Annotated in this window: 15 protein-coding genes; 8 read left to right on the top strand and 7 right to left on the bottom strand. The window is 70.0% G+C overall.

Annotated features, from left to right (window positions below):
* Positions 1-15 precede the first annotated feature (15 nt).
* Entirely contained in the window at positions 16-969 is a 954-nt protein-coding gene (locus tag ACTWQO_RS40400; RefSeq protein WP_443242393.1) for a heme o synthase, read from the bottom strand.
* A 399-nt stretch (positions 970-1,368) separates the two neighbouring features.
* On the opposite strand from ACTWQO_RS40400, the gene tkt reads away from it, so the two are divergent.
* From tkt to pgl, 5 genes are read left to right on the top strand one after another with little or no spacing between them, the layout of a single operon-like run.
* On the top strand, positions 1,369-3,456 hold the full coding sequence (gene tkt, locus ACTWQO_RS40395; RefSeq protein WP_443242355.1) for a transketolase: 2,088 nt from the start codon (positions 1,369-1,371) through the stop codon (positions 3,454-3,456).
* A gap of 34 nt (positions 3,457-3,490) precedes the next feature.
* Positions 3,491-4,609, top strand: coding sequence for a transaldolase (gene tal / locus ACTWQO_RS40390; RefSeq protein WP_443242354.1), 1,119 nt, complete (start codon positions 3,491-3,493; stop codon positions 4,607-4,609).
* A gap of 4 nt (positions 4,610-4,613) precedes the next feature.
* Positions 4,614-6,152, top strand: coding sequence for a glucose-6-phosphate dehydrogenase (gene zwf / locus ACTWQO_RS40385; RefSeq protein WP_443242353.1), 1,539 nt, complete (start codon positions 4,614-4,616; stop codon positions 6,150-6,152).
* Positions 6,149-7,309 carry a glucose-6-phosphate dehydrogenase assembly protein OpcA gene (opcA, locus tag ACTWQO_RS40380; protein WP_443242352.1) on the top strand — a complete coding sequence of 387 codons (1,161 nt, stop codon included), beginning with the start codon at positions 6,149-6,151 and terminating at the stop codon, positions 7,307-7,309. Before zwf ends, opcA begins: the two co-directional genes overlap by 4 nt.
* Positions 7,306-8,088, top strand: a complete 783-nt coding sequence (gene pgl / locus ACTWQO_RS40375) for a 6-phosphogluconolactonase (protein ID WP_301978953.1) — start codon at positions 7,306-7,308, stop codon at positions 8,086-8,088. Before opcA ends, pgl begins: the two co-directional genes overlap by 4 nt.
* An 88-nt stretch (positions 8,089-8,176) precedes the next feature.
* Here the strand turns inward: pgl and ACTWQO_RS40370 are convergent, their stop codons facing one another.
* From ACTWQO_RS40370 to ACTWQO_RS40345, 6 genes are all read right to left on the bottom strand, one after another.
* Positions 8,177-8,848: a DsbA family protein gene (locus tag ACTWQO_RS40370; RefSeq protein WP_443242392.1), complete on the bottom strand. Its 672-nt coding sequence runs from the start codon at positions 8,846-8,848 to the stop codon at positions 8,177-8,179.
* 112 nt (positions 8,849-8,960) lie between these two features.
* Positions 8,961-9,800 (bottom strand): carbohydrate ABC transporter permease, encoded by an 840-nt coding sequence (locus ACTWQO_RS40365; RefSeq protein WP_443242351.1) that lies wholly within the window; start codon positions 9,798-9,800, stop codon positions 8,961-8,963.
* A complete protein-coding gene (locus ACTWQO_RS40360) occupies positions 9,797-11,155 on the bottom strand; it encodes an ABC transporter permease subunit (protein WP_443242350.1) in 1,359 nt (452 codons plus the stop codon). The genes ACTWQO_RS40365 and ACTWQO_RS40360 overlap by 4 nt, the downstream gene beginning before the upstream one ends.
* Before the next feature lie 5 nt (positions 11,156-11,160).
* A complete protein-coding gene (locus ACTWQO_RS40355) occupies positions 11,161-12,486 on the bottom strand; it encodes an ABC transporter substrate-binding protein (RefSeq protein ID WP_443242349.1) in 1,326 nt (441 codons plus the stop codon).
* Positions 12,483-14,147: a glycoside hydrolase family 13 protein gene (locus ACTWQO_RS40350; RefSeq protein WP_443242348.1), complete on the bottom strand. Its 1,665-nt coding sequence runs from the start codon at positions 14,145-14,147 to the stop codon at positions 12,483-12,485. Before ACTWQO_RS40350 ends, ACTWQO_RS40355 begins: the two co-directional genes overlap by 4 nt.
* A gap of 135 nt (positions 14,148-14,282) precedes the next feature.
* Positions 14,283-15,554, bottom strand: coding sequence for an ABC transporter substrate-binding protein (locus tag ACTWQO_RS40345; protein ID WP_443242347.1), 1,272 nt, complete (start codon positions 15,552-15,554; stop codon positions 14,283-14,285).
* A 125-nt stretch (positions 15,555-15,679) separates the two neighbouring features.
* On the opposite strand from ACTWQO_RS40345, the gene ACTWQO_RS40340 reads away from it, so the two are divergent.
* From ACTWQO_RS40340 to ACTWQO_RS40330, 3 genes are all read left to right on the top strand, one after another.
* Positions 15,680-16,195, top strand: a complete 516-nt coding sequence (locus ACTWQO_RS40340) for a PadR family transcriptional regulator (protein WP_210575785.1) — start codon at positions 15,680-15,682, stop codon at positions 16,193-16,195.
* Entirely contained in the window at positions 16,192-16,941 is a 750-nt protein-coding gene (locus ACTWQO_RS40335) for an ABC transporter ATP-binding protein (protein ID WP_443242346.1), read from the top strand. The genes ACTWQO_RS40340 and ACTWQO_RS40335 overlap by 4 nt, the downstream gene beginning before the upstream one ends.
* Before the next feature lie 265 nt (positions 16,942-17,206).
* Positions 17,207-17,739: ABC transporter permease (locus ACTWQO_RS40330; protein ID WP_443242345.1), on the top strand; the 533-nt coding region annotated here is incomplete at its 3' end.

Here is a 17,739-nt window from a genome sequence, read left to right as displayed (position 1 = left end):
CGTGTGATGCGCACGTCAGCGCAGGAACGGGTCCACCGCGACGGCGACGAAGAGGATCGACACATAGGTGATCGACCAGTGGAACAGCCGCATCTCCTTGAGCTTCGCGCCCGTCACCTCGGCCTTGGCACGGCTTTGCAGACCGTGCGCCTCATAGAGCCAGAAGCCGCCGGCCAGCAGCGCGACCAGCGTGTAGAACCAGCCCGTGTAGCCGAGCGGGGTCAGCAGCAGGGACACCGCGACCATCACCCAGCTGTAGAGGACGATCTGCTTGGCGACCACCTTGTTGCTGGCGACGACCGGCAGCATCGGCACGCCCACGCGCGCGTAGTCCTCTTTCACCTTCATGGACAGCGGCCAGTAGTGCGGCGGCGTCCAGAAGAACATGACGAGGAAGAGGATGATCGGCGCCCACGACATGGAGTTCGTGACGGCCGACCAGCCGATGAGGACCGGCAGGCAGCCGGCGATGCCGCCCCACACGATGTTCTGCGAGGTACGGCGCTTGAGGATCATCGTGTAGACGACGACGTAGAAGAGGAGCGCGCCCAGCGACAGCCAGGCGGACAGCCAGTTGACGGCCAGGCCGAAGAGCAGGGTCGAGACGATGGCCAGGGTGATGCCGAAGGCCAGGCACTCGCGCGGGCTGACCATGCCGGTGACGAGGGGGCGCTGCGAGGTGCGGTCCATGAGCGCGTCGATGTCACGGTCGATGTACATGTTCAGCGCGTTGGCGCCGCCCGCGGAGAGATAGCCGCCGACGCACGTGAGCAGGACCAGCTTCATGTCCGGAACGCCCTGCTCGGCGAGGAACATCACCGGAACGGTGGTGATCAGCAGCAGCTCGATGATCCGCGGCTTGGTCAACGCCACGAACGCCTTGACCCGGGCCCCTACCGGCCGCCGGCTCGGGCTCTGGCTCGCCCCGATAACCCCCGCAGGACGGGATTCAACGGCCGTCACGCACACCCCTGACAGAGACATCCCAGCAAGCCTCAACCGTGTGAAGTCCCGGTAAAGGCTCGCGCGTACCACGCCACTGTAGACGTTGCCCAGACCCGGACATTCGCGGGGGTGGGGTCGTGTTGAGCGGCGCCTGTGGACGAGCCCCCGGGCACTCGATTGAGCACTCTTACGAGCGGCTCCGTATTCAGATGCCGAACACGAAACGGACCGGTCGGGAGGCGGATCCGGGGCTGCCCCGGCAGTCTGGAATGACTCGAAAAAACGCGCGTACCGGCGGGGGTAGGCTCGACAACGGCCGGGGCGTGCAGAGCACCGGCAATCGACGTGCATGACATGCACCGGCATGGCGACATGCGTGACGTTCCGACATGCGTGACATGTGGAGAGGAGCCCTGACCCAGGGTGAGCACCAAGCCGACCACCACAGACCTCGAGTGGACCGAGCTGGACCAGCGGGCCGTCGACACCGCCCGCGTCCTGGCCGCCGATGCCGTACAGAAGGTCGGCAACGGCCATCCCGGTACGGCGATGAGCCTGGCGCCCGCCGCCTACACCCTCTTCCAGAAGGTGATGCGGCACGACCCGGCGGACGCCGACTGGACCGGACGCGACCGTTTCGTGCTGTCCGCCGGGCACTCGTCCCTGACCCTCTACACCCAGCTGTACCTGGCCGGCTTCGGCCTGGAGCTGGACGATCTGAAGGCCTTCAGGACGTGGGGTTCAAAGACCCCGGGCCACCCGGAGTACGGCCACACCACCGGCGTGGAGACCACCACCGGCCCGCTCGGCCAGGGTGTCGCCAACGCGGTGGGCATGGCGATGGCCGCCCGCTACGAGCGCGGTCTGTTCGACCCGGAGGCCGCCCCCGGCACCTCCCCGTTCGACCACTTCGTCTACGCCATCGCCGGTGACGGCTGCCTCCAGGAGGGCATCTCCGCCGAGGCCTCCTCCATGGCCGGTCACCAGCAGCTCGGCAACCTGATCCTGCTGTGGGACGACAACCACATCTCGATCGAGGGCGACACCGAGACCGCTGTCTCCGAGGACACCGTCAAGCGGTACGAGGCGTACGGCTGGCATGTGCAGCGCGTCGCCCCGAAGCCGGACGGCGACCTCGACCCGCACGCCGTCTACAACGCCATCGAGGCCGCGAAACAGGTGACGGACAAGCCGTCCTTCATCGCGATGCGCTCGATCATCGCCTGGCCCGCCCCGAACGCGCAGAACACCGAGGCCGCGCACGGCTCGGCGCTCGGCGACGACGAGGTGGCCGCCACCAAGCGCGTCCTCGGCTTCGACCCCGAGCAGTCCTTCGAGGTCTCGGACGAGGTCCTGGGCCACACCCGCGCACTGGGCGAGCGCGGCCGGCAGGCCAAGGCGGAGTGGGAGAAGTCCTTCCAGGAGTGGCGCAACAACAATCCGGAGCGCGCCGCCGAGTTCGACCGCGTCAGCAAGGGCGAACTGCCGACCGGCTGGGAGGAGAAGATCCCGGTCTTCGAGGCGGGCAAGGGCGTCGCCACGCGCGCCGCGTCCGGCAAGATCCTCCAGGCGCTCGGCGCGGTCATCCCCGAACTGTGGGGCGGCTCGGCCGACCTGGCCGGCTCCAACAACACGACGATCGACAAGACGTCGTCGTTCCTCCCGGCGGACAACCCGCTCCCGGAGGCCGACCCGTACGGCCGGACCATCCACTTCGGCATCCGCGAGCACTCCATGGCCGCGGAGATGAACGGCATCGCGCTGCACGGCAACACCCGTATCTACGGCGGCACGTTCCTCGTCTTCTCCGACTACATGCGCAACGCCGTCCGTCTGTCGGCGCTGATGCACCTGCCGGTGACGTACGTCTGGACGCACGACTCCATCGGTCTCGGCGAGGACGGCCCGACGCACCAGCCGGTCGAGCACCTCGCCTCGCTGCGCGCCATCCCCGGCCTGAACGTCGTGCGGCCGGCCGACGCCAACGAGACCGCCATCGCCTGGCGCGAGATCCTCAAGCGCTACACCAAGGTCTTCGGCAAGGGCGCCCCGCACGGTCTGGCGCTGACCCGTCAGGGCGTGCCGACGTACGAGCACAACGAGGATGCCGCGCGCGGTGGTTACGTGATGTTCGAGGCGTCCACGGGCACGCCGGAGGTCATCCTGATCGCGACGGGCTCCGAGGTGCACGTCGCCGTCGGGGCGCGCGAGCAGCTGGAGGCCGACGGGGTGCCGACTCGGGTCGTGTCCATGCCGTCGGTGGAGTGGTTCGAGGAGCAGGACCAGGGGTACCGGGACAGCGTCCTGCCGCCTTCCGTGAAGGCACGCGTGGCGGTCGAGGCCGGTATCGGTCTCACCTGGCACAAGTACGTGGGGGACGCCGGTCGCATCGTTTCCCTGGAGCACTTCGGTGCTTCGGCCGACGGCAAGGTCCTCTTCCGCGAGTTCGGGTTCACTGCCGAGAACGTGGCCGCCGTCGCGCGGGAATCGATCGCCGCAGCCCAGCGCTGACGCTCACATACGACACGTAGGAGATGCATTTTCCATGACAGACGCACTGAAGCGCCTCTCCGATGAAGGCGTCGCGATCTGGCTGGACGACCTGTCGCGCAAGCGGATCACGTCCGGCAACCTCGCCGAACTGATCGACGAGCAGCACGTCGTGGGCGTCACCACCAACCCGACCATCTTCCAGAAGGCGATCAGCAGCGGCGACGGCTACGAGCAGCAGCTCGAGGACCTCGCCGCCCGCAAGGTCACCGTCGAAGAGGCCGTCCGCATGATCACCACGGCGGACGTCCGCGACGCCACCGACATCCTGCGCCCGGTGTACGACGCCACCGGCGGCCAGGACGGCCGGGTCTCCATCGAGGTCGACCCGCGACTGGCGCACAACACCAAGGCGACGATCGCCGAGGCCAAGCAGCTGGCCTGGCTGGTGGACCGCCCGAACACGCTGATCAAGATCCCGGCGACCAAGGCGGGCCTGCCGGCGATCACCGAGGTGATCGGCAACGGCATCAGCGTCAACGTCACGCTGATCTTCTCGCTGGAGCGCTACCGCGAGGTCATGGACGCCTACCAGGCGGGCCTGGAGAAGGCCAAGGCCAAGGGCCTGGACCTCTCCCTGATCCACTCGGTGGCCTCCTTCTTCGTGTCCCGCGTGGACACCGAGATCGACAAGCGGCTCGACGCCCTCGGCACCGACGAGGCCAAGGCGCTGCGCGGCAAGTCCGCCGTCGCCAACGCGCGTCTCGCCTACCAGGCGTACGAGGAGGTCTTCTCCACGGACCGCTGGAGCGCGCTGGAGAACGCGGGCGCCAACAAGCAGCGTCCGCTGTGGGCCTCGACCGGCGTGAAGGACCCGGCGTACAAGCCGACCCTGTACGTCGACGACCTGGTCGCCCCGAACACGGTGAACACCATGCCGGAGGCCACGCTTCAGGCCACCGAGGAGCACGGCGACATCACCGGCAACACCATCGCCGGGACCTACGAGCAGGCCCGCGCCGACCTCGACGCGGTCGAGGCGCTCGGGATCTCGTACGACGACGTGGTCCAGGTGCTGGAGGACGAGGGCGTCGACAAGTTCGAGGCGTCCTGGAACGACCTGCTCAAGTCGACCGAGGCGGTCCTCGATCGCCTCGCCCCCTCGGAGGGCTGACACCTTGACCCCTCTCTCCGGTTCCGGAGCGAATCCGCTTCGTGACCCCGCCGACCGACGGCTCCCGCGTATCGCGGGGCCGTCGGGCCTGGTCATCTTTGGCGTCACGGGCGATTTGTCCCGGAAGAAGCTGATGCCCGCGGTGTACGACCTCGCCAACCGGGGGCTGCTTCCGCCGGGCTTCTCCCTGGTCGGCTTCGCGCGCCGCGAGTGGAAGAACGAGGACTTCGCGCAGGAGGTCCACGACGCCGTCAAGGAGCACGCCCGTACGCCGTTCCGTGAGGAGGTCTGGCAGCAGCTCATCCAGGGGATGCGCTTCGTCCAGGGCACCTTCGACGACGACGAGGCGTTCGAGCGGCTGCGCGCCACCATCGAGGAGCTGGACAAGGCCCAGGGCACGGGCGGCAACTTCGCCTTCTATCTGTCGGTGCCGCCGCGTTCCTTCCCGGTGGTCATCCAGCAGCTGAAGAAGCACGGCCTGGCCGACCAGACGAGCGGTTCCTGGCGGCGTGCGGTCATCGAGAAGCCGTTCGGCCACGACCTGAAGTCGGCCGAGGAACTCAACTCGACCGTCGAGGAGGTCTTCGCCCCGGACCAGGTCTTCCGGATCGACCACTACCTGGGCAAGGAGACCGTCCAGAACATCCTGGCGCTGCGCTTCGCCAACACGATGTTCGAGCCGATCTGGAACCGGTCCTTCGTCGACCACGTCCAGATCACGATGGCCGAGGACATCGGCATCGGGGGGCGAGCCGGTTACTACGACGGCATCGGCGCCGCCCGTGACGTCATCCAGAACCACCTCCTCCAGCTGATGGCGCTAACCGCAATGGAGGAGCCCGCCTCCTTCGACGCGGACGCGCTGGCCGCCGAGAAGACCAAGGTGCTCGGCGCGGTGCGGCTGCCGAAGGACCTGGGCCGGGACACCGTCCGCGGACAGTACGCGGCGGGCTGGCAGGGCGGCGAGAAGGCGGTCGGGTACCTCCAGGAGGAGGGCATCGACCCGCACTCCAAGACCGACACCTACGCCGCGATCAAGCTGGAGATCGACAACCGCCGCTGGGCGGGCGTCCCCTTCTATCTGCGCACCGGCAAGCGGCTCGGCCGCCGCGTCACCGAGATCGCGGTCGTCTTCCAGCGCGCGCCCCACTCCCCCTTCGACCACACGGCGACGGAGGAGCTGGGCAAGAACGCGATCGTCATCCGTGTCCAGCCCGACGAGGGCGTCACCGTCCGCTTCGGCTCCAAGGTGCCCGGCACCTCGATGGAGATCCGGGACGTCTCCATGGACTTCGCGTACGGCGAGTCCTTCACGGAGTCGAGCCCGGAGGCGTACGAGCGGCTGATCCTGGACGTCCTGCTCGGCGACTCCAACCTCTTCCCGCGCACCGAGGAGGTCGAGCTGTCCTGGGAGATCCTCGACCCGATCGAGGAGTACTGGGACCGCAACGGCAGGCCCGCGCAGTACCCGGCCGGAACGTGGGGCCCCGTCGAGGCGGACGACATGCTCGAACGAGACGGACGGAGCTGGCGCCGGCCATGAAGATAGACCTCACGGACACCACGGCCAGCAAGATCAACAAGGCGCTCGTCCAGGGCCGCCGCGCCATCGGCACACCCGCCGTCGGCATGGTCCTCACCCTGGTCATCGTCACCGACGAGGAGAACGCCTACGACGCCCTGAAGGCCGCCAACGACGCGTCGCACGAGCACCCTTCGCGCACGCTGGTCGTCATCAAGCGCGTCTCCCGCTCCCCGCGCGACCGTACGGCCTCCCGCCTGGACGCCGAAGTGCGGGTGGGCGCGGACGCCGGCACCGGCGAGACGGTGGTGCTGCGGCTCTACGGCGAAGTGGTGGGCCACGCCCAGTCCGTCGTCCTGCCGCTGCTGCTGCCGGACGCCCCGGTGGTGGTGTGGTGGCCGGTCAACGCACCGCTCGACCCGGCCCACGACCCGCTGGGCGCCCTGGCGCAGCGCCGGGTCACCGACACCTACGCCGCCGAGCAGCCCGTACGGGAACTCAGCGCCCGCGCCGACACCTACGCCCCCGGCGACACGGACCTGTCGTGGACCCGCATCACGCCCTGGCGCTCGATGCTGGCCGCGGCCCTGGACCAGGTCGTCTGCGAGGTGAAGGCCGTCGAGGTGGAGGGCGAGGAGTTCAACCCGAGCTGTGAGCTGCTGGCCATGTGGCTCGCGGACCGGCTGGACGTCCCCGTGAAGCGGTCGCTGTCGTCGGGCCCCGGTCTGACGGCGGTCCGTATGGACACCAACTGCGGCCCGATCGTGCTCGACCGGGCGGACGGCTCCCTGGCGACCCTGTCCATCGAGGGCCAGCCGGACCGTGCGGTGGCACTGAAGCGGCGGGAGACGGCCGAGCTGATCGCTGAGGAGCTGCGGCGGCTCGACCCGGACGACACGTATGCGTCAGCGCTCAGGTTCGGGGTGGAGCGGCTGAACGCGGCGCCCACGTCGGCGGTTCGGGGAGCCGAGGCCGCGGTGGCCAAGGCGGAGCAGGCCGTCGCCCTGGCCGAGGCCGCCGTGGCCAAGGCCGAGGAACCGCCGGCCGAGGAGTCCCCGGCCAAAGGAGAAGCTCCGGCCAAAGGAGAAGCGGTCCGCACTCCCGTCGAGTCGGCTGCCAAGGCTCCCGCGAAAGACGCGGCGGCGGAGGCACCGGTGAAGAAGGCGGCAGCGAAGTGAGCACCCCGCAACTGGTCGTGCACCGCGACAAGGAACTGATGGCGCAGGCCGCCGCGGCCCGGCTGATCACGAAGATCGTGGACGCCCAGGCCTCGCGCGGCTCCGCGTCGGTGGTGCTCACCGGTGGCCGCAACGGCAACGGCCTGCTGGCCGCGCTGTCCGCCGCCCCGGCCCGGGACGCCGTCGACTGGGGCCGGCTCGACCTGTGGTGGGGCGACGAGCGGTTCCTGCCCGAGGGCGACCCCGAGCGCAATGTCACGCAGGCCCGCGAGGCCCTGCTGGACGCGGTTCCGCTCGACCCGAAGCGGGTGCACGCGATGCCCGCCTCGGACGGACCGCACGGCGCCGACGCGGAGGCGGCGGCCGCCGCCTACGCCGAGGAACTGGCCCGTGCCGCGGGCCCGGAGAACCACGGCGCCGTGCCCACGTTCGACGTCCTGATGCTGGGCGTCGGCCCGGACACCCACGTGGCCTCCCTCTTCCCGGAACTGCCCGCCGTACGGGAGACCGAGCGCACGGTGGTCGGCGTCCACGGCGCCCCCAAGCCCCCGCCCACCCGGGTCACCCTCACGCTCCCCGCGATCCGAGCGGCCCGCGAGGTGTGGCTGCTGGCGGCCGGCGAGGACAAGGCGAACGCCGCGGCGATCGCCCTGTCCGGCGCGGGCGAGGTCCAGGCCCCGGCGGCGGGTGCCTACGGCAGGCAGCGCACCCTGTGGCTACTGGACGCCGCGGCGGCGTCCCAGCTGCCGCGGTCGCTGTATCCGCCGGCTTCGCCGTAACGGCCGTACCTCTCAAAGAAGTCGACGCCGGGCCCCGCCATCGTGGCGGGGCCCGGCGTCGTCGTACAGAGGGTGCTGTCCTGTCGGATCAGAACTCGAAGTCCCGCCACTCCTCCGGTGTTTCGCCGATCTGCTTCAGGAGACCGGTGAAGGCCGCCGCGTCGAAGAGCACCCCGTTGTAGTCCGTCGGAATGCGCACGTCGTTGACGACGGCGGTAGGCGTGCCCGGACCCTCGGGCTCCTTCTTGCCGCCCGCGCGCTCGTAGGCCTTCTCGGAGGCGGTCACGAAGGCGCGGTACTTCATGCTCTTGACGGCGGAATCGAAGGCCGGACCGCGCAGTCCGTCGACCTGGCCGGCCAGTTCGAGCAGATAGGCGTCGGTGAAGCCGTCGACGGCCTCCTCGGGCTGGTTGGCGTAGAGCACCTCGTGATACTCGGCGAACTTGCCTGCCTCCAAGGCGGCCCGCAATGCGTTGACCGCCTTCTTCGAGCCGCTGCCACCGACCCGGTCGTCGAGGAACGAGGCCAGGGTGTACTCGGTGGCCGCGTCCCGCGCCAGCGTGGCCTTCCGCAACTCCGGGCCGCCACCGGTGGTTTCGAACTCCTCGCAGACCGGGCAGCGCGGATCCTCGTACAGATGGACCGTCACGACGGCCGAAGGGTCCCCGACCACGACGGTCGTGCCGTCGGCGGCCAGCTTCTCCGGCACCTCGTCCAGGCTGCCGTAGGGCGCCTGTCGACCGCACGCCGTGAGCGACATCCCCAGCACGATCACGGTCGCCGCCACGGCGGTGGCCGCACGTCTCTTCCCCACCCTTTGCCTCCCCTGAGTCAGCGAGAGACTAGGGCACTCGAACGGGAATCGCACAAAGTTACTTGACCGACCCCGCCATCACCCCCTGCACGAAGTGCCGCTGGAACGCGAAGAACACCACGACCGGCACGATCAGCGACACAAAGGCGCCCGGTGCCAGTACGTCGATGTTGCTGCCGAACTGCCGTATCTGGGACTGGAGTTCCACCGTGAGCGGCTGGGAGGCGCTGTCGGCGAAGAGCAGGGCCACCAGCATGTCGTTCCAGACCCAGAGGAACTGAAAGATGGCAAGGCTGGCGACGGCCGGGCGGCCCACCGGCAGGACGAGGCGGATGAAGATGCGCCACTCGCTGCCGCCGTCCATCCGTGCCGCCTCCAGCATCTCCTTCGGTATCTCGGCGAAGTAGTTGCGCAGCAGGAACACGGCGAACGGCAGCCCGTAGGCCACGTGGAAGAGCACCACGCCCGGGATCGTGCCGAACAGGCCCAGCTGGCCGAAGAGTTTGGCCACCGGCAGCAGGCCGATCTGCACCGGCACCACCAACAGCGCGACCACCAGCAGGAAGAGCGGCTCGCGGCCGGGGAAGTCCAGCCAGGCGAAGGCGTATCCGGCGAGTGCCGCGACGACGACGACCAGGGTCGTGGTCGGGACCGAGATCAGTACCGTGTTCCAGAACGCCTGTGTGATCCCGGCGTTCTCCAGCAGCGCGGAGTAGTTGTCGAAGGACAACTGGCCTGGGCTGGTGAACACCGTCCACCAGCCGCCCGTCGCCGTGTCCTCGGCGGACCGCAGCGACGACAGGAAGAGCCCGGCCAGCGGGGTGAGCCAGATCAGGCCCAGCACCACGAGGAAGGCCTGGACCAGGCTGTTGCCCAGGCCTCGTCGGACGGCGTTCATCGCTGACTCCTTCGGAAACGGCGGACGTTGAAGACCATCGCGGGGATCACCAGGAGGAGAAGCAGGACGCCGAGCGCGCTGCCGAGTCCCTGGTCGTTGCCTCCGCCGAAGGACACCAGCCACATCTGCGTCGCCAGGACGGTCGCGTCCTCCTGCACGGGTCCGGGCGCGATGATGTAGACGAGGTCGAAGACCTTCATCACGTTGATCACCAGGGTCACGAACACCACGGTCAGCACCGGTGCGAGCAGCGGCACGGTGATCTTCCGGAAGATCTGCCACTCGTTCGCGCCGTCCATCCGGGCCGCTTCCAGCGAGTCCCGGGGCAGCGTCGACAGTCCCGCGCCGATCAGCACCATCGCGAAGCCGGTCCAGATCCACAGGTACGCCCCGATGATCGCGGGCGTCACGAGCGCGGGCCCCAGCCAGGAGACGCCGTCGTAGGGCGGGGCGAAGTTCGAGGCGGGCAGTTTCACGGTGTACGAGCCCTCGCGCAGCCCCTCGAAGCGGAAGGAGCCGTCGGACGCGGTGGTCGTCGTACCGACCGTCTTCCCGTCGCGCACCGCCTCGACCGTCATCTCCGGCAGCCCGCTCTCCCGCCGGTCGACGCGCCCCTGTTCCCCTCCCCCGCCGGGCGTGAAGTCCAGATACACGACTCCGCGCAGCTCACCGGTGCCGGCCTTGCGTTCGGCCGCCGCGTACGCGGGCTCAGCGTCGTCCGGCACATCGCCGGGCAGCACGCCGACCAGGCCGAGCGCCACCGTGTCTCCGGGCGAGGCGTCCGCGGTCGTCCGGTACGCCCCGTCCGCCTCCTTGGTCATCCCCTGGTCGTCGCGCGCCCGGGCCGTCGGATACGACGAAGTGCCCTGGAAGGCGTCGTGGACGCCGACGACCGCGGCGTTCAGCACGCCCTTGTCGGGGTCCTCGTCGTAGGCGAGCCGGAAGATGATGCCGGCGGCGAGGAAGGACACCGCCATCGGCATGAACAGCAGCAGTTTGAACGCCGTCGCCCAGCGGACCTTCTCCACCAGGACGGCCAGGATCAGCCCCAGCCCGGTCAGCAGCGTCGGCGCCACGACGACCCAGATCGCGGTGTTGCGTACGGCCTTGAGGGTCGCCGGGGCGCGGAACATCTCGGTGTAGTTGTCGCCGCCGACGAACTGTGTGCCGGACGCGTCGAAGAAGCTGCGGCCGACGGAGAACAGCACCGGGTAGACGACGAGGGCGCCGAGCAGGAGCAGGGCGGGGAAGACGAACAGCAGGGCGACGATCCGCCCCCGCCGCCGCGAGCGCCGGCCACGTCCGGCACCGGCGGCGACCGGGGGGCTCGCCTCTTTCACGAGGGTTGCGGTCATGGCGGTCAGTTCCCGTACGCCTTGGCCGCCGCCTTCTCCAGCTCGGCCGCGGTCGCCTTCGGGTCCGAGGGGTCGCGCAGGAAGTCCTGGAGGATCTTCCACTCGCCGGCGCCCTTGGTGCCGCCGAACGCCGCCGGCGCCTGGTCGGACATGTCGAAGCGGACCGAATCGCCCGCGCCGACCAGGGACTTGGCGGTCGCCCGGGTGACAGCGTCGCCGTAGGAGGCGGGGTCGAGCCCCTTGTTCGGGGACAGGAAGCCGCCCGCCTCGGCCCACACCGCCGCCGCTTCGGGGGTCGCGAGGTACTCCAGGAGCTTCATGCCGGCCTCGGCGTTCTTGCCGTCCTTGAGGACGACGGCCGCGTCGCCGCCGCTGACGACGGGCGCGGTGCCTCCTTCGACCGCGGGGAACGGGAAGAAGTTCGCGTCCTCGCCGATGCTCTTGCCGAACTGGTCCTTGGCCACCCCGGCGACGAAGTCGCCCTCGTAGACCATCCCTGCCTCGGGCTTCGGCCCGAACACCTTCTCCACCGAGCCCGGGAAGTCGGTGTTGAGGGCCCCCTTCTGCCCGCCCGCGACCAGCTGCTTGTCCTTGAACAGCGTGCCGAGCGTGGTGAGCGCCTCGACCACACTGGCGTCCGTCCACTTCAGTTCGTGGGCGGCCAGGGCGTCGTACTTCTCGGGTCCGGCCTGGGAGAGGTAGACGTTCTCAAACCAGTCGGTGAGCGTCCAGCCGTCCTGTCCGGCGACCGAGAACGCGGCAAGACCGGAGTCGGAGACGGTCTGCCCGGCCTTCAGCATCTCGTCGTACGACTTCGGCGGCTCGACGCCGGCCTGCGTGAGGGCGTCGGGGCTGTACCAGACGGTCGACTTGTGGGCGGCCTTGAAGTACAGGCCGTAGAGCGTGCCGTCGACGCTGCCGTACGTCTTCCAGACTTCGGCGTAGTTGGCGCCGACGGACTGCTGGGCGGGCTTGGACAGCGGCTTGAGCCAGCCCTCCTTCGCGAACTGCTGGAGCACGCCGACCTGCGGGACCATCACGACATCGGGGGCGTTGCCGCCCTCGATCTTGCTGCCGACGACGGTGGAGACGTTGTCCCCGGTGGACACGAACTGGGTCTTCGCGCCGGTCTTCGCACCGAAGGCGTCGAGCACCTTCTGGAAGTTCTCCTGCTCACTGCCGGACCAGACACCGGCCACGGTGACCGTCTGGCCACCGAGCGCCTTGTCGCCTCCGCCCGCCGTGACCGGGCCGCCGCCACAGGCGGTGGCGCCGAGCGCCAGTACGAGGCCGATGCAGCCGGTGAGCAGGGTGGTACGTCGTCGCATCATCGTTGATGTCCCTTCAGAGGATGGGGAATTGACGGGAGGTCACTGATCCACCAGGCGGTGGTCGAGCCGGGCAGCACCCCGGCCGCCGGGCAGGGCCCGCTGGACAGCAGCGGGGTGCCGGAGACCGGCGCGGGCACGGGCGCCGTGGTGAAGTTGACGGCGCAGACCAGGTCGTCGCCGCGGACGAAGGCGAGGACGCCCGGCGGGGTGTCCAGCCAGCGCAACGTTCCCTCGCCCAACTGGGGCAGGGAGGCGCGCAGTTGGAGGCCTTCGCGGTACAGGTGCCAGAAGGAGCGGGTGTCGGCGAGGGCCCGGTCGGTGGCGTGCTCGGCGAACCACTCCGGCTGCGGCAGCCACGGCTTGGCGCCCTCCACCCCGGAGGTGAAGCCGAACGGCGACGCCTGACCCGACCAGGGCAGCGGCACCCGGCAGCCGTCACGGATGCGGGCCCGGCTGCCGGTCCGGCGGAAGATCGGGTCGGTGAGCACGTCGTCGGGCAGGTCGACGACCTCGGGCAGGCCCAGCTCCTCCCCCTGGTAGATGTACGCGGCTCCGGGCAGCGCCAGCATCAGCAGCGCGGCGGCGCGTGCGCGGGCGGCACCGAGTCCGCTGCCTTCGGTGGCCGGTTCGCCGTAGCGGGTGACGGTGCGGACCTGGTCGTGGTTGTTGAGGACCCAGGTGACCGTCGAACCCGTGCCGGCTATGTCCTGCATCGCCTCGGAGATGACCTTGCGGAAGGCGCCGTCCTCCCACGGGGCGCTGAGCAGGTCGAAGAAGAAGGCCTGGTGGAGCTCGTCGGAGCGGACGTACTCGGCGTGCTCACGGGCCGTCGGGACGGACACCTCGCCGACCAGCAGCCGCTCGCGGCCGTCGCGGGCGGCGTATTCCTCGCACACGCCCCGCCAGTGCCGCCACACGTCGTGCACCTCGGGCTGGTTCCAGGCGAGCGGGTTGACCGAGTCGCGGGTGCGGGCGTCGGCCTCCGGGTCGTCCGAGTCGGGCAGCTCCGGGTGCTTGAAGAGACCGGCGGCGACGTCGATACGGAAACCGTCGATGCCCCGGTCCAGCCAGAAACGGAGGATCCGGTCGAACTCCGCGCCGATCTCGCGGTTGCGCCAGTTCCAGTCGGGCTGTTCGGGCGCGAACATGTGCAAGTACCACTGGCCGGGCCGTCCGTCCGCCTCGGTGACGCGGGTCCAGGCCGGGCCGCCGAACATGGAGTGCCAGTTGTTGGGCGGCTCGGCGCCGTCGGGTCCGCGGCCGTCGGCGAAGTGGAAGCGGGCGCGGGCCGCGCTGCCGGGTCCGGCGGCGAGTGCCTCACGGAACCACGGATGCTCGCTGGAGCAGTGGTTGGGGACGATGTCGAGCAGCACCCTGATGCCGAGTCGCCGGGCCGCCGCCATCAGCAGGTCGAACTCGGCGAGGTCACCGAAGAGCGGGTCGACATCGCAGTAGTCGGCCACGTCGTAGCCGTGGTCGTGCTGGGGCGAGGGATAGAAGGGGCTCAGCCAGATCCCGTCGACGCCGAGCTTCTTCAGATACGGCAGTCCGGCCCGGACGCCCGCGAGATCGCCGATGCCGTCACCGGTGCTGTCCAGGAAGCTGCGGACGTACACCTGGTAGATCACCGCGTCACGCCACCAGTGGTACTTACTCAACATGCATGCATGTTAGGTAGGCGTATCGCGGGGGTGTCAATGAAAGAAACAAAGGATACTGGCGAGTTGACTCACCAAATACGGACGCATTGGGGCATCCAGGCGTCAGATGAGACGACGCCGTTACCTAACAAGTAACTAGCGACTGGAGATGGCTGCCAGCTCGCGAGCCATCCGCCGCACCGCCGCCTCGGGCGTCTCACGCCCGGTCATCGCGTCCTGCACGGCCGCCTGCACCGCCAGGCTGACCTGGTCGTAGCGCGGGCTCTTGGGGCGCGGAGCGGCGGTGAGCACGCTCTCGCGCAGGATCGGCAGATAGGGAAAGCGCCGGACGAGCGCGGGATCGTCGTAGAGATCGGCACGCACCGGCGGCAGCGCGCCGCGCGTGAGGACCTGGCGCTGGACGGGCTCGCTGGTGAGGTACGCGAGCAGGCGCGCGGCCGTGTCGGGGTGCCGCGCATGGGTGTTGACGGCCAGGTTGGAGCCGCCGAGCACGCTGGCGCCCGGCCCGTCGGGACCGGGCAGGGACACGGCCCCGACCTTCCCGGCCAGCGGGGATCCCGCGGCGGAGGCGGCGGCGTAGGCGTACGGCCAGTTGCGCAGGAACAGCAGACGGCCGTCGAGGAAGGCCTGCTTGGACTCCTCCTCCTTGTAGGTCAGCGCCCGCCGCGGAATCCAGCCCTCGCGCACCCCGCGAGCGAGGAACCCGATGCCCTCGCGGGCCGCGTTCGAGTTCACGGTGACGCGTTCGCCCTCGTCGCCCAGGATCGTGCCCCCGGCCGAGTACACGGCCTCGGCCGCGTTGACGGTCAGGCCCTCGTACGGCAGGAACTGGCCGGCGTAGCCGTCGAGTCCGTACTTCGGGGCGACGGTCTTCGCGACCCGTTCCAGCTCAGCCCACGTGCGTGGCGGCGGCAGGCCCTCCCTCGCGAGGACGTCCTTGCGGTAGAGCAGCAGCCCGGCGTTGGTGACGTACGGGACGGCGTACAGCCGCCGGTCGTAGGTCGCCGTGTCGACCACCGGGGGCAGGAAGGAGCCGAGCGGGAAGCGGTCGTGTTCCAGCGGGCGGACCCAGCCGGCCGCCGCGAACTCGGAGGTCCAGGCGACGTCGATGTTGAGGACGTCGAAGCGGCCCCGGTCGCCGCCGCGCAGGTCGGTGATCATCTGCGCGCGGGTCTCGTCGGCCGAGTCCGGCAGCTCGACGAGCGTCACCTTCTCATCGGGATGGGTGCGATTCCATCCCGCCAGCAGAGGGCCGAGGTATCCGGTGAGGTCCCCGGCGGTGGCGAGGGTCAAGGGCCCTCGGTCGCCTGCGGCCGACTCGTCGGCCCGTGCACCCGAGGCCACATATCCCGTCAAGATCACGACGAGGACGAGAAGGCCCCTACCGGCGGCGTGTATCCACCGCATAGGTTCCTCCCTGTGCACCGGCGCCGGGCCCCTTCGCCCGGAGTCAGAGGCCATGTATACCTGTTAGGTATGGGCGATACTAGGGTCTGCAGCACATTACAAGGACGCGAGGAGGAGAGGGACGAGTGCGCCTGCCGCTCCTGGCACTCCTCGCGCGCGGTCCGGCCCACGGCTACGAGCTCAAGCAGGACCTTGAGCAACTGCTGGGCTCCGCGTACCCTCAGCCGAACATCGGCCAGATCTACGTCACCCTCGGCCGCCTCGAGAAGACGGGACTGATCGAGGGCGAAGAGGTCGAGCAGTCGAGCCGGCCGAACAAGAAGATCTACCACCTCACCGACGCCGGGCGCGAGGCGCTGCACGCCTGGTACGAGGAGACGGCGGACGAGCCCCGGGTGCGGGACGAGTTCTTCATGAAGCTCGTGCTCGCCCCGCAGACCGGTCTGGCCGACCAGATCGCGCTGATCAACAAACAGCGGCGCCAGTATCTGAACACCATGCGCAGCCTGTCGAAGCTGGCCGCCACCGAGGACCGGGACAACCGTGTCGCCCACCTGTTGATCGAGGGCGCGATGCTGCATCTGCAGGCCGACCTCGACTGGTTGGAGCGCTGCCAGGAGGAACTGGAGGAGTCGGAGTGAGCGAGAGCCCCACTCCTCTGCTGCGCGCCGAGGGCCTGGTCAAGACGCACCACGGCGAGGGTGCCCCGGCACATGCCGTGCGCGGGGTCGATCTGTGCGTGACACGGGGCGAGTTCGTGGCCGTCACCGGCCCGTCCGGCGCCGGCAAGTCGACGCTGCTGCATCTGCTCGGGGGGCTGCAACGGCCGGACGGCGGCAGCATCTGGCTGGACGGCGAGTGCGCGGACTCCTACACCGAGGCGCGCTGGGCCGTGGAGCGCCGCCGGCGCATCGGGATCGTCTTCCAGTTCTTCAATCTGGTCTCCAACCTCTCCGTCGCGGACAACGTCGAGCTGCCCGCCCTCCTCGCCGGGGTGCCGCCGAAGCGTGCGCGCGCCGAGCGGGAGGCGCTGCTGGACGAGCTGGGTCTGGCCGGCAAGGAGCGCAGCATGCCGGGCGAGCTGTCCGGCGGTGAGCAGCAGCGGGTCGCGCTGGCCCGCGCCCTGGTCAACCACCCGCCGCTGCTGCTGGCCGACGAACCCGCGGGCAGCCTGGACAGCCGGGGCACCCGCGAGGTCATGCGGCTGCTCTCCCGATTCCACCAGCGCGGCCAGACGATCGTGCTGGTCACCCACGACGCCCGGCTGGCCAGCGCCGCGGACCGGGTCATCAGCTTCTTCGACGGACGGATCGCGGACGACGCGGAACTGACCGGCACACCGTCGCGCCGGGTCGGCACGTCCGGGGTGCTGGAGCTGAAGGACTGACCGCGGTGTACGACGAAGCGGTGTACGACGAACTGGCGCCGGCGCCGGCCCGCCCAGGCACACGCGAGCCGGGAGAGGCGGCCCTGCGGATTGCCCGGCGTGGCCATGGCCGCCCTGGCGCACGCGAGCCGAGCCGGCCGACCCTGCGGATACGCCGGCTCAACCACAGCCGTCCCGGCGTACCCGGGTGGGGGCAATCGGCCCCGCGGAGCCCTCGGCACAGCCGCAGCCGCCCCGCCACACCCGGTCCGAGAGGCTGAGGCCCATGCGAGCAACCCTGCGCTGGGTCCACTCCGATCTGCGCACACACCGCGGCGAGGCACTGTTCATCGTGCTCGCCACCGCCGGAGTCGTCGTCTCCCTGCTCCTTGCGACGGCACTCTTCGGCTATGCGACCAACCCCTGGCAGCGCGTGTTCGCACAGTCGCGGGACGCGCACGTGTGGATCCACACCGGCCCCTCCGCCGACGCACGCGAACTCGCGGCTCTGGACGGCGTCGAGTCCGTCGCCGGCCCCTACCCGACCGAGTCGGCCACCATCGCCTCCCGTGGCGTGCGCGCCTCCGTCGAACTGCGCGGCACGACCGCCCGGCCCGCCATCGGGCGCCCGCTCCTCACCTCCGGCCGCTGGCTGGACGGCGCACACCCCGACGGCGTGGTGCTGGAGAGCCACCTGGCCCGCGCACTGCTCGCCGAGCCCGGAGACGTCCTCGCCCTGCCCGGCACCGCACGCACCCTGACCGTCGCCGGGGTCGCCGGCAGCGGCGACCCCGGCGACGGTCAGGGTGCGTGCGGTGC

This window comes from Streptomyces sp. 4N124 (genome assembly GCF_052245395.1).
In the GTDB taxonomy this organism is placed as follows: domain Bacteria; phylum Actinomycetota; class Actinomycetes; order Streptomycetales; family Streptomycetaceae; genus Streptomyces.
The sequence above is the reverse complement of the archived record's forward strand: the minus strand, read 5'-3'. Positions and strand labels throughout refer to the sequence as shown.

Coding starts and splice junctions, on each gene's coding strand:
- ACTWQO_RS40345 (WP_443242347.1), bottom strand. CDS start 15,554: ATGCGGTGGATACACGCCGCCGGTAGGGGCCTTCTCGTCCTCGTCGTG.
- opcA (WP_443242352.1), top strand. CDS start 6,149: ATGAAGATAGACCTCACGGACACCACGGCCAGCAAGATCAACAAGGCG.
- ACTWQO_RS40355 (WP_443242349.1), bottom strand. CDS start 12,486: ATGATGCGACGACGTACCACCCTGCTCACCGGCTGCATCGGCCTCGTA.
- ACTWQO_RS40365 (WP_443242351.1), bottom strand. CDS start 9,800: ATGAACGCCGTCCGACGAGGCCTGGGCAACAGCCTGGTCCAGGCCTTC.
- ACTWQO_RS40370 (WP_443242392.1), bottom strand. CDS start 8,848: ATGTCGCTCACGGCGTGCGGTCGACAGGCGCCCTACGGCAGCCTGGAC.
- tal (WP_443242354.1), top strand. CDS start 3,491: ATGACAGACGCACTGAAGCGCCTCTCCGATGAAGGCGTCGCGATCTGG.
- ACTWQO_RS40360 (WP_443242350.1), bottom strand. CDS start 11,155: ATGACCGCAACCCTCGTGAAAGAGGCGAGCCCCCCGGTCGCCGCCGGT.
- ACTWQO_RS40350 (WP_443242348.1), bottom strand. CDS start 14,147: ATGTTGAGTAAGTACCACTGGTGGCGTGACGCGGTGATCTACCAGGTG.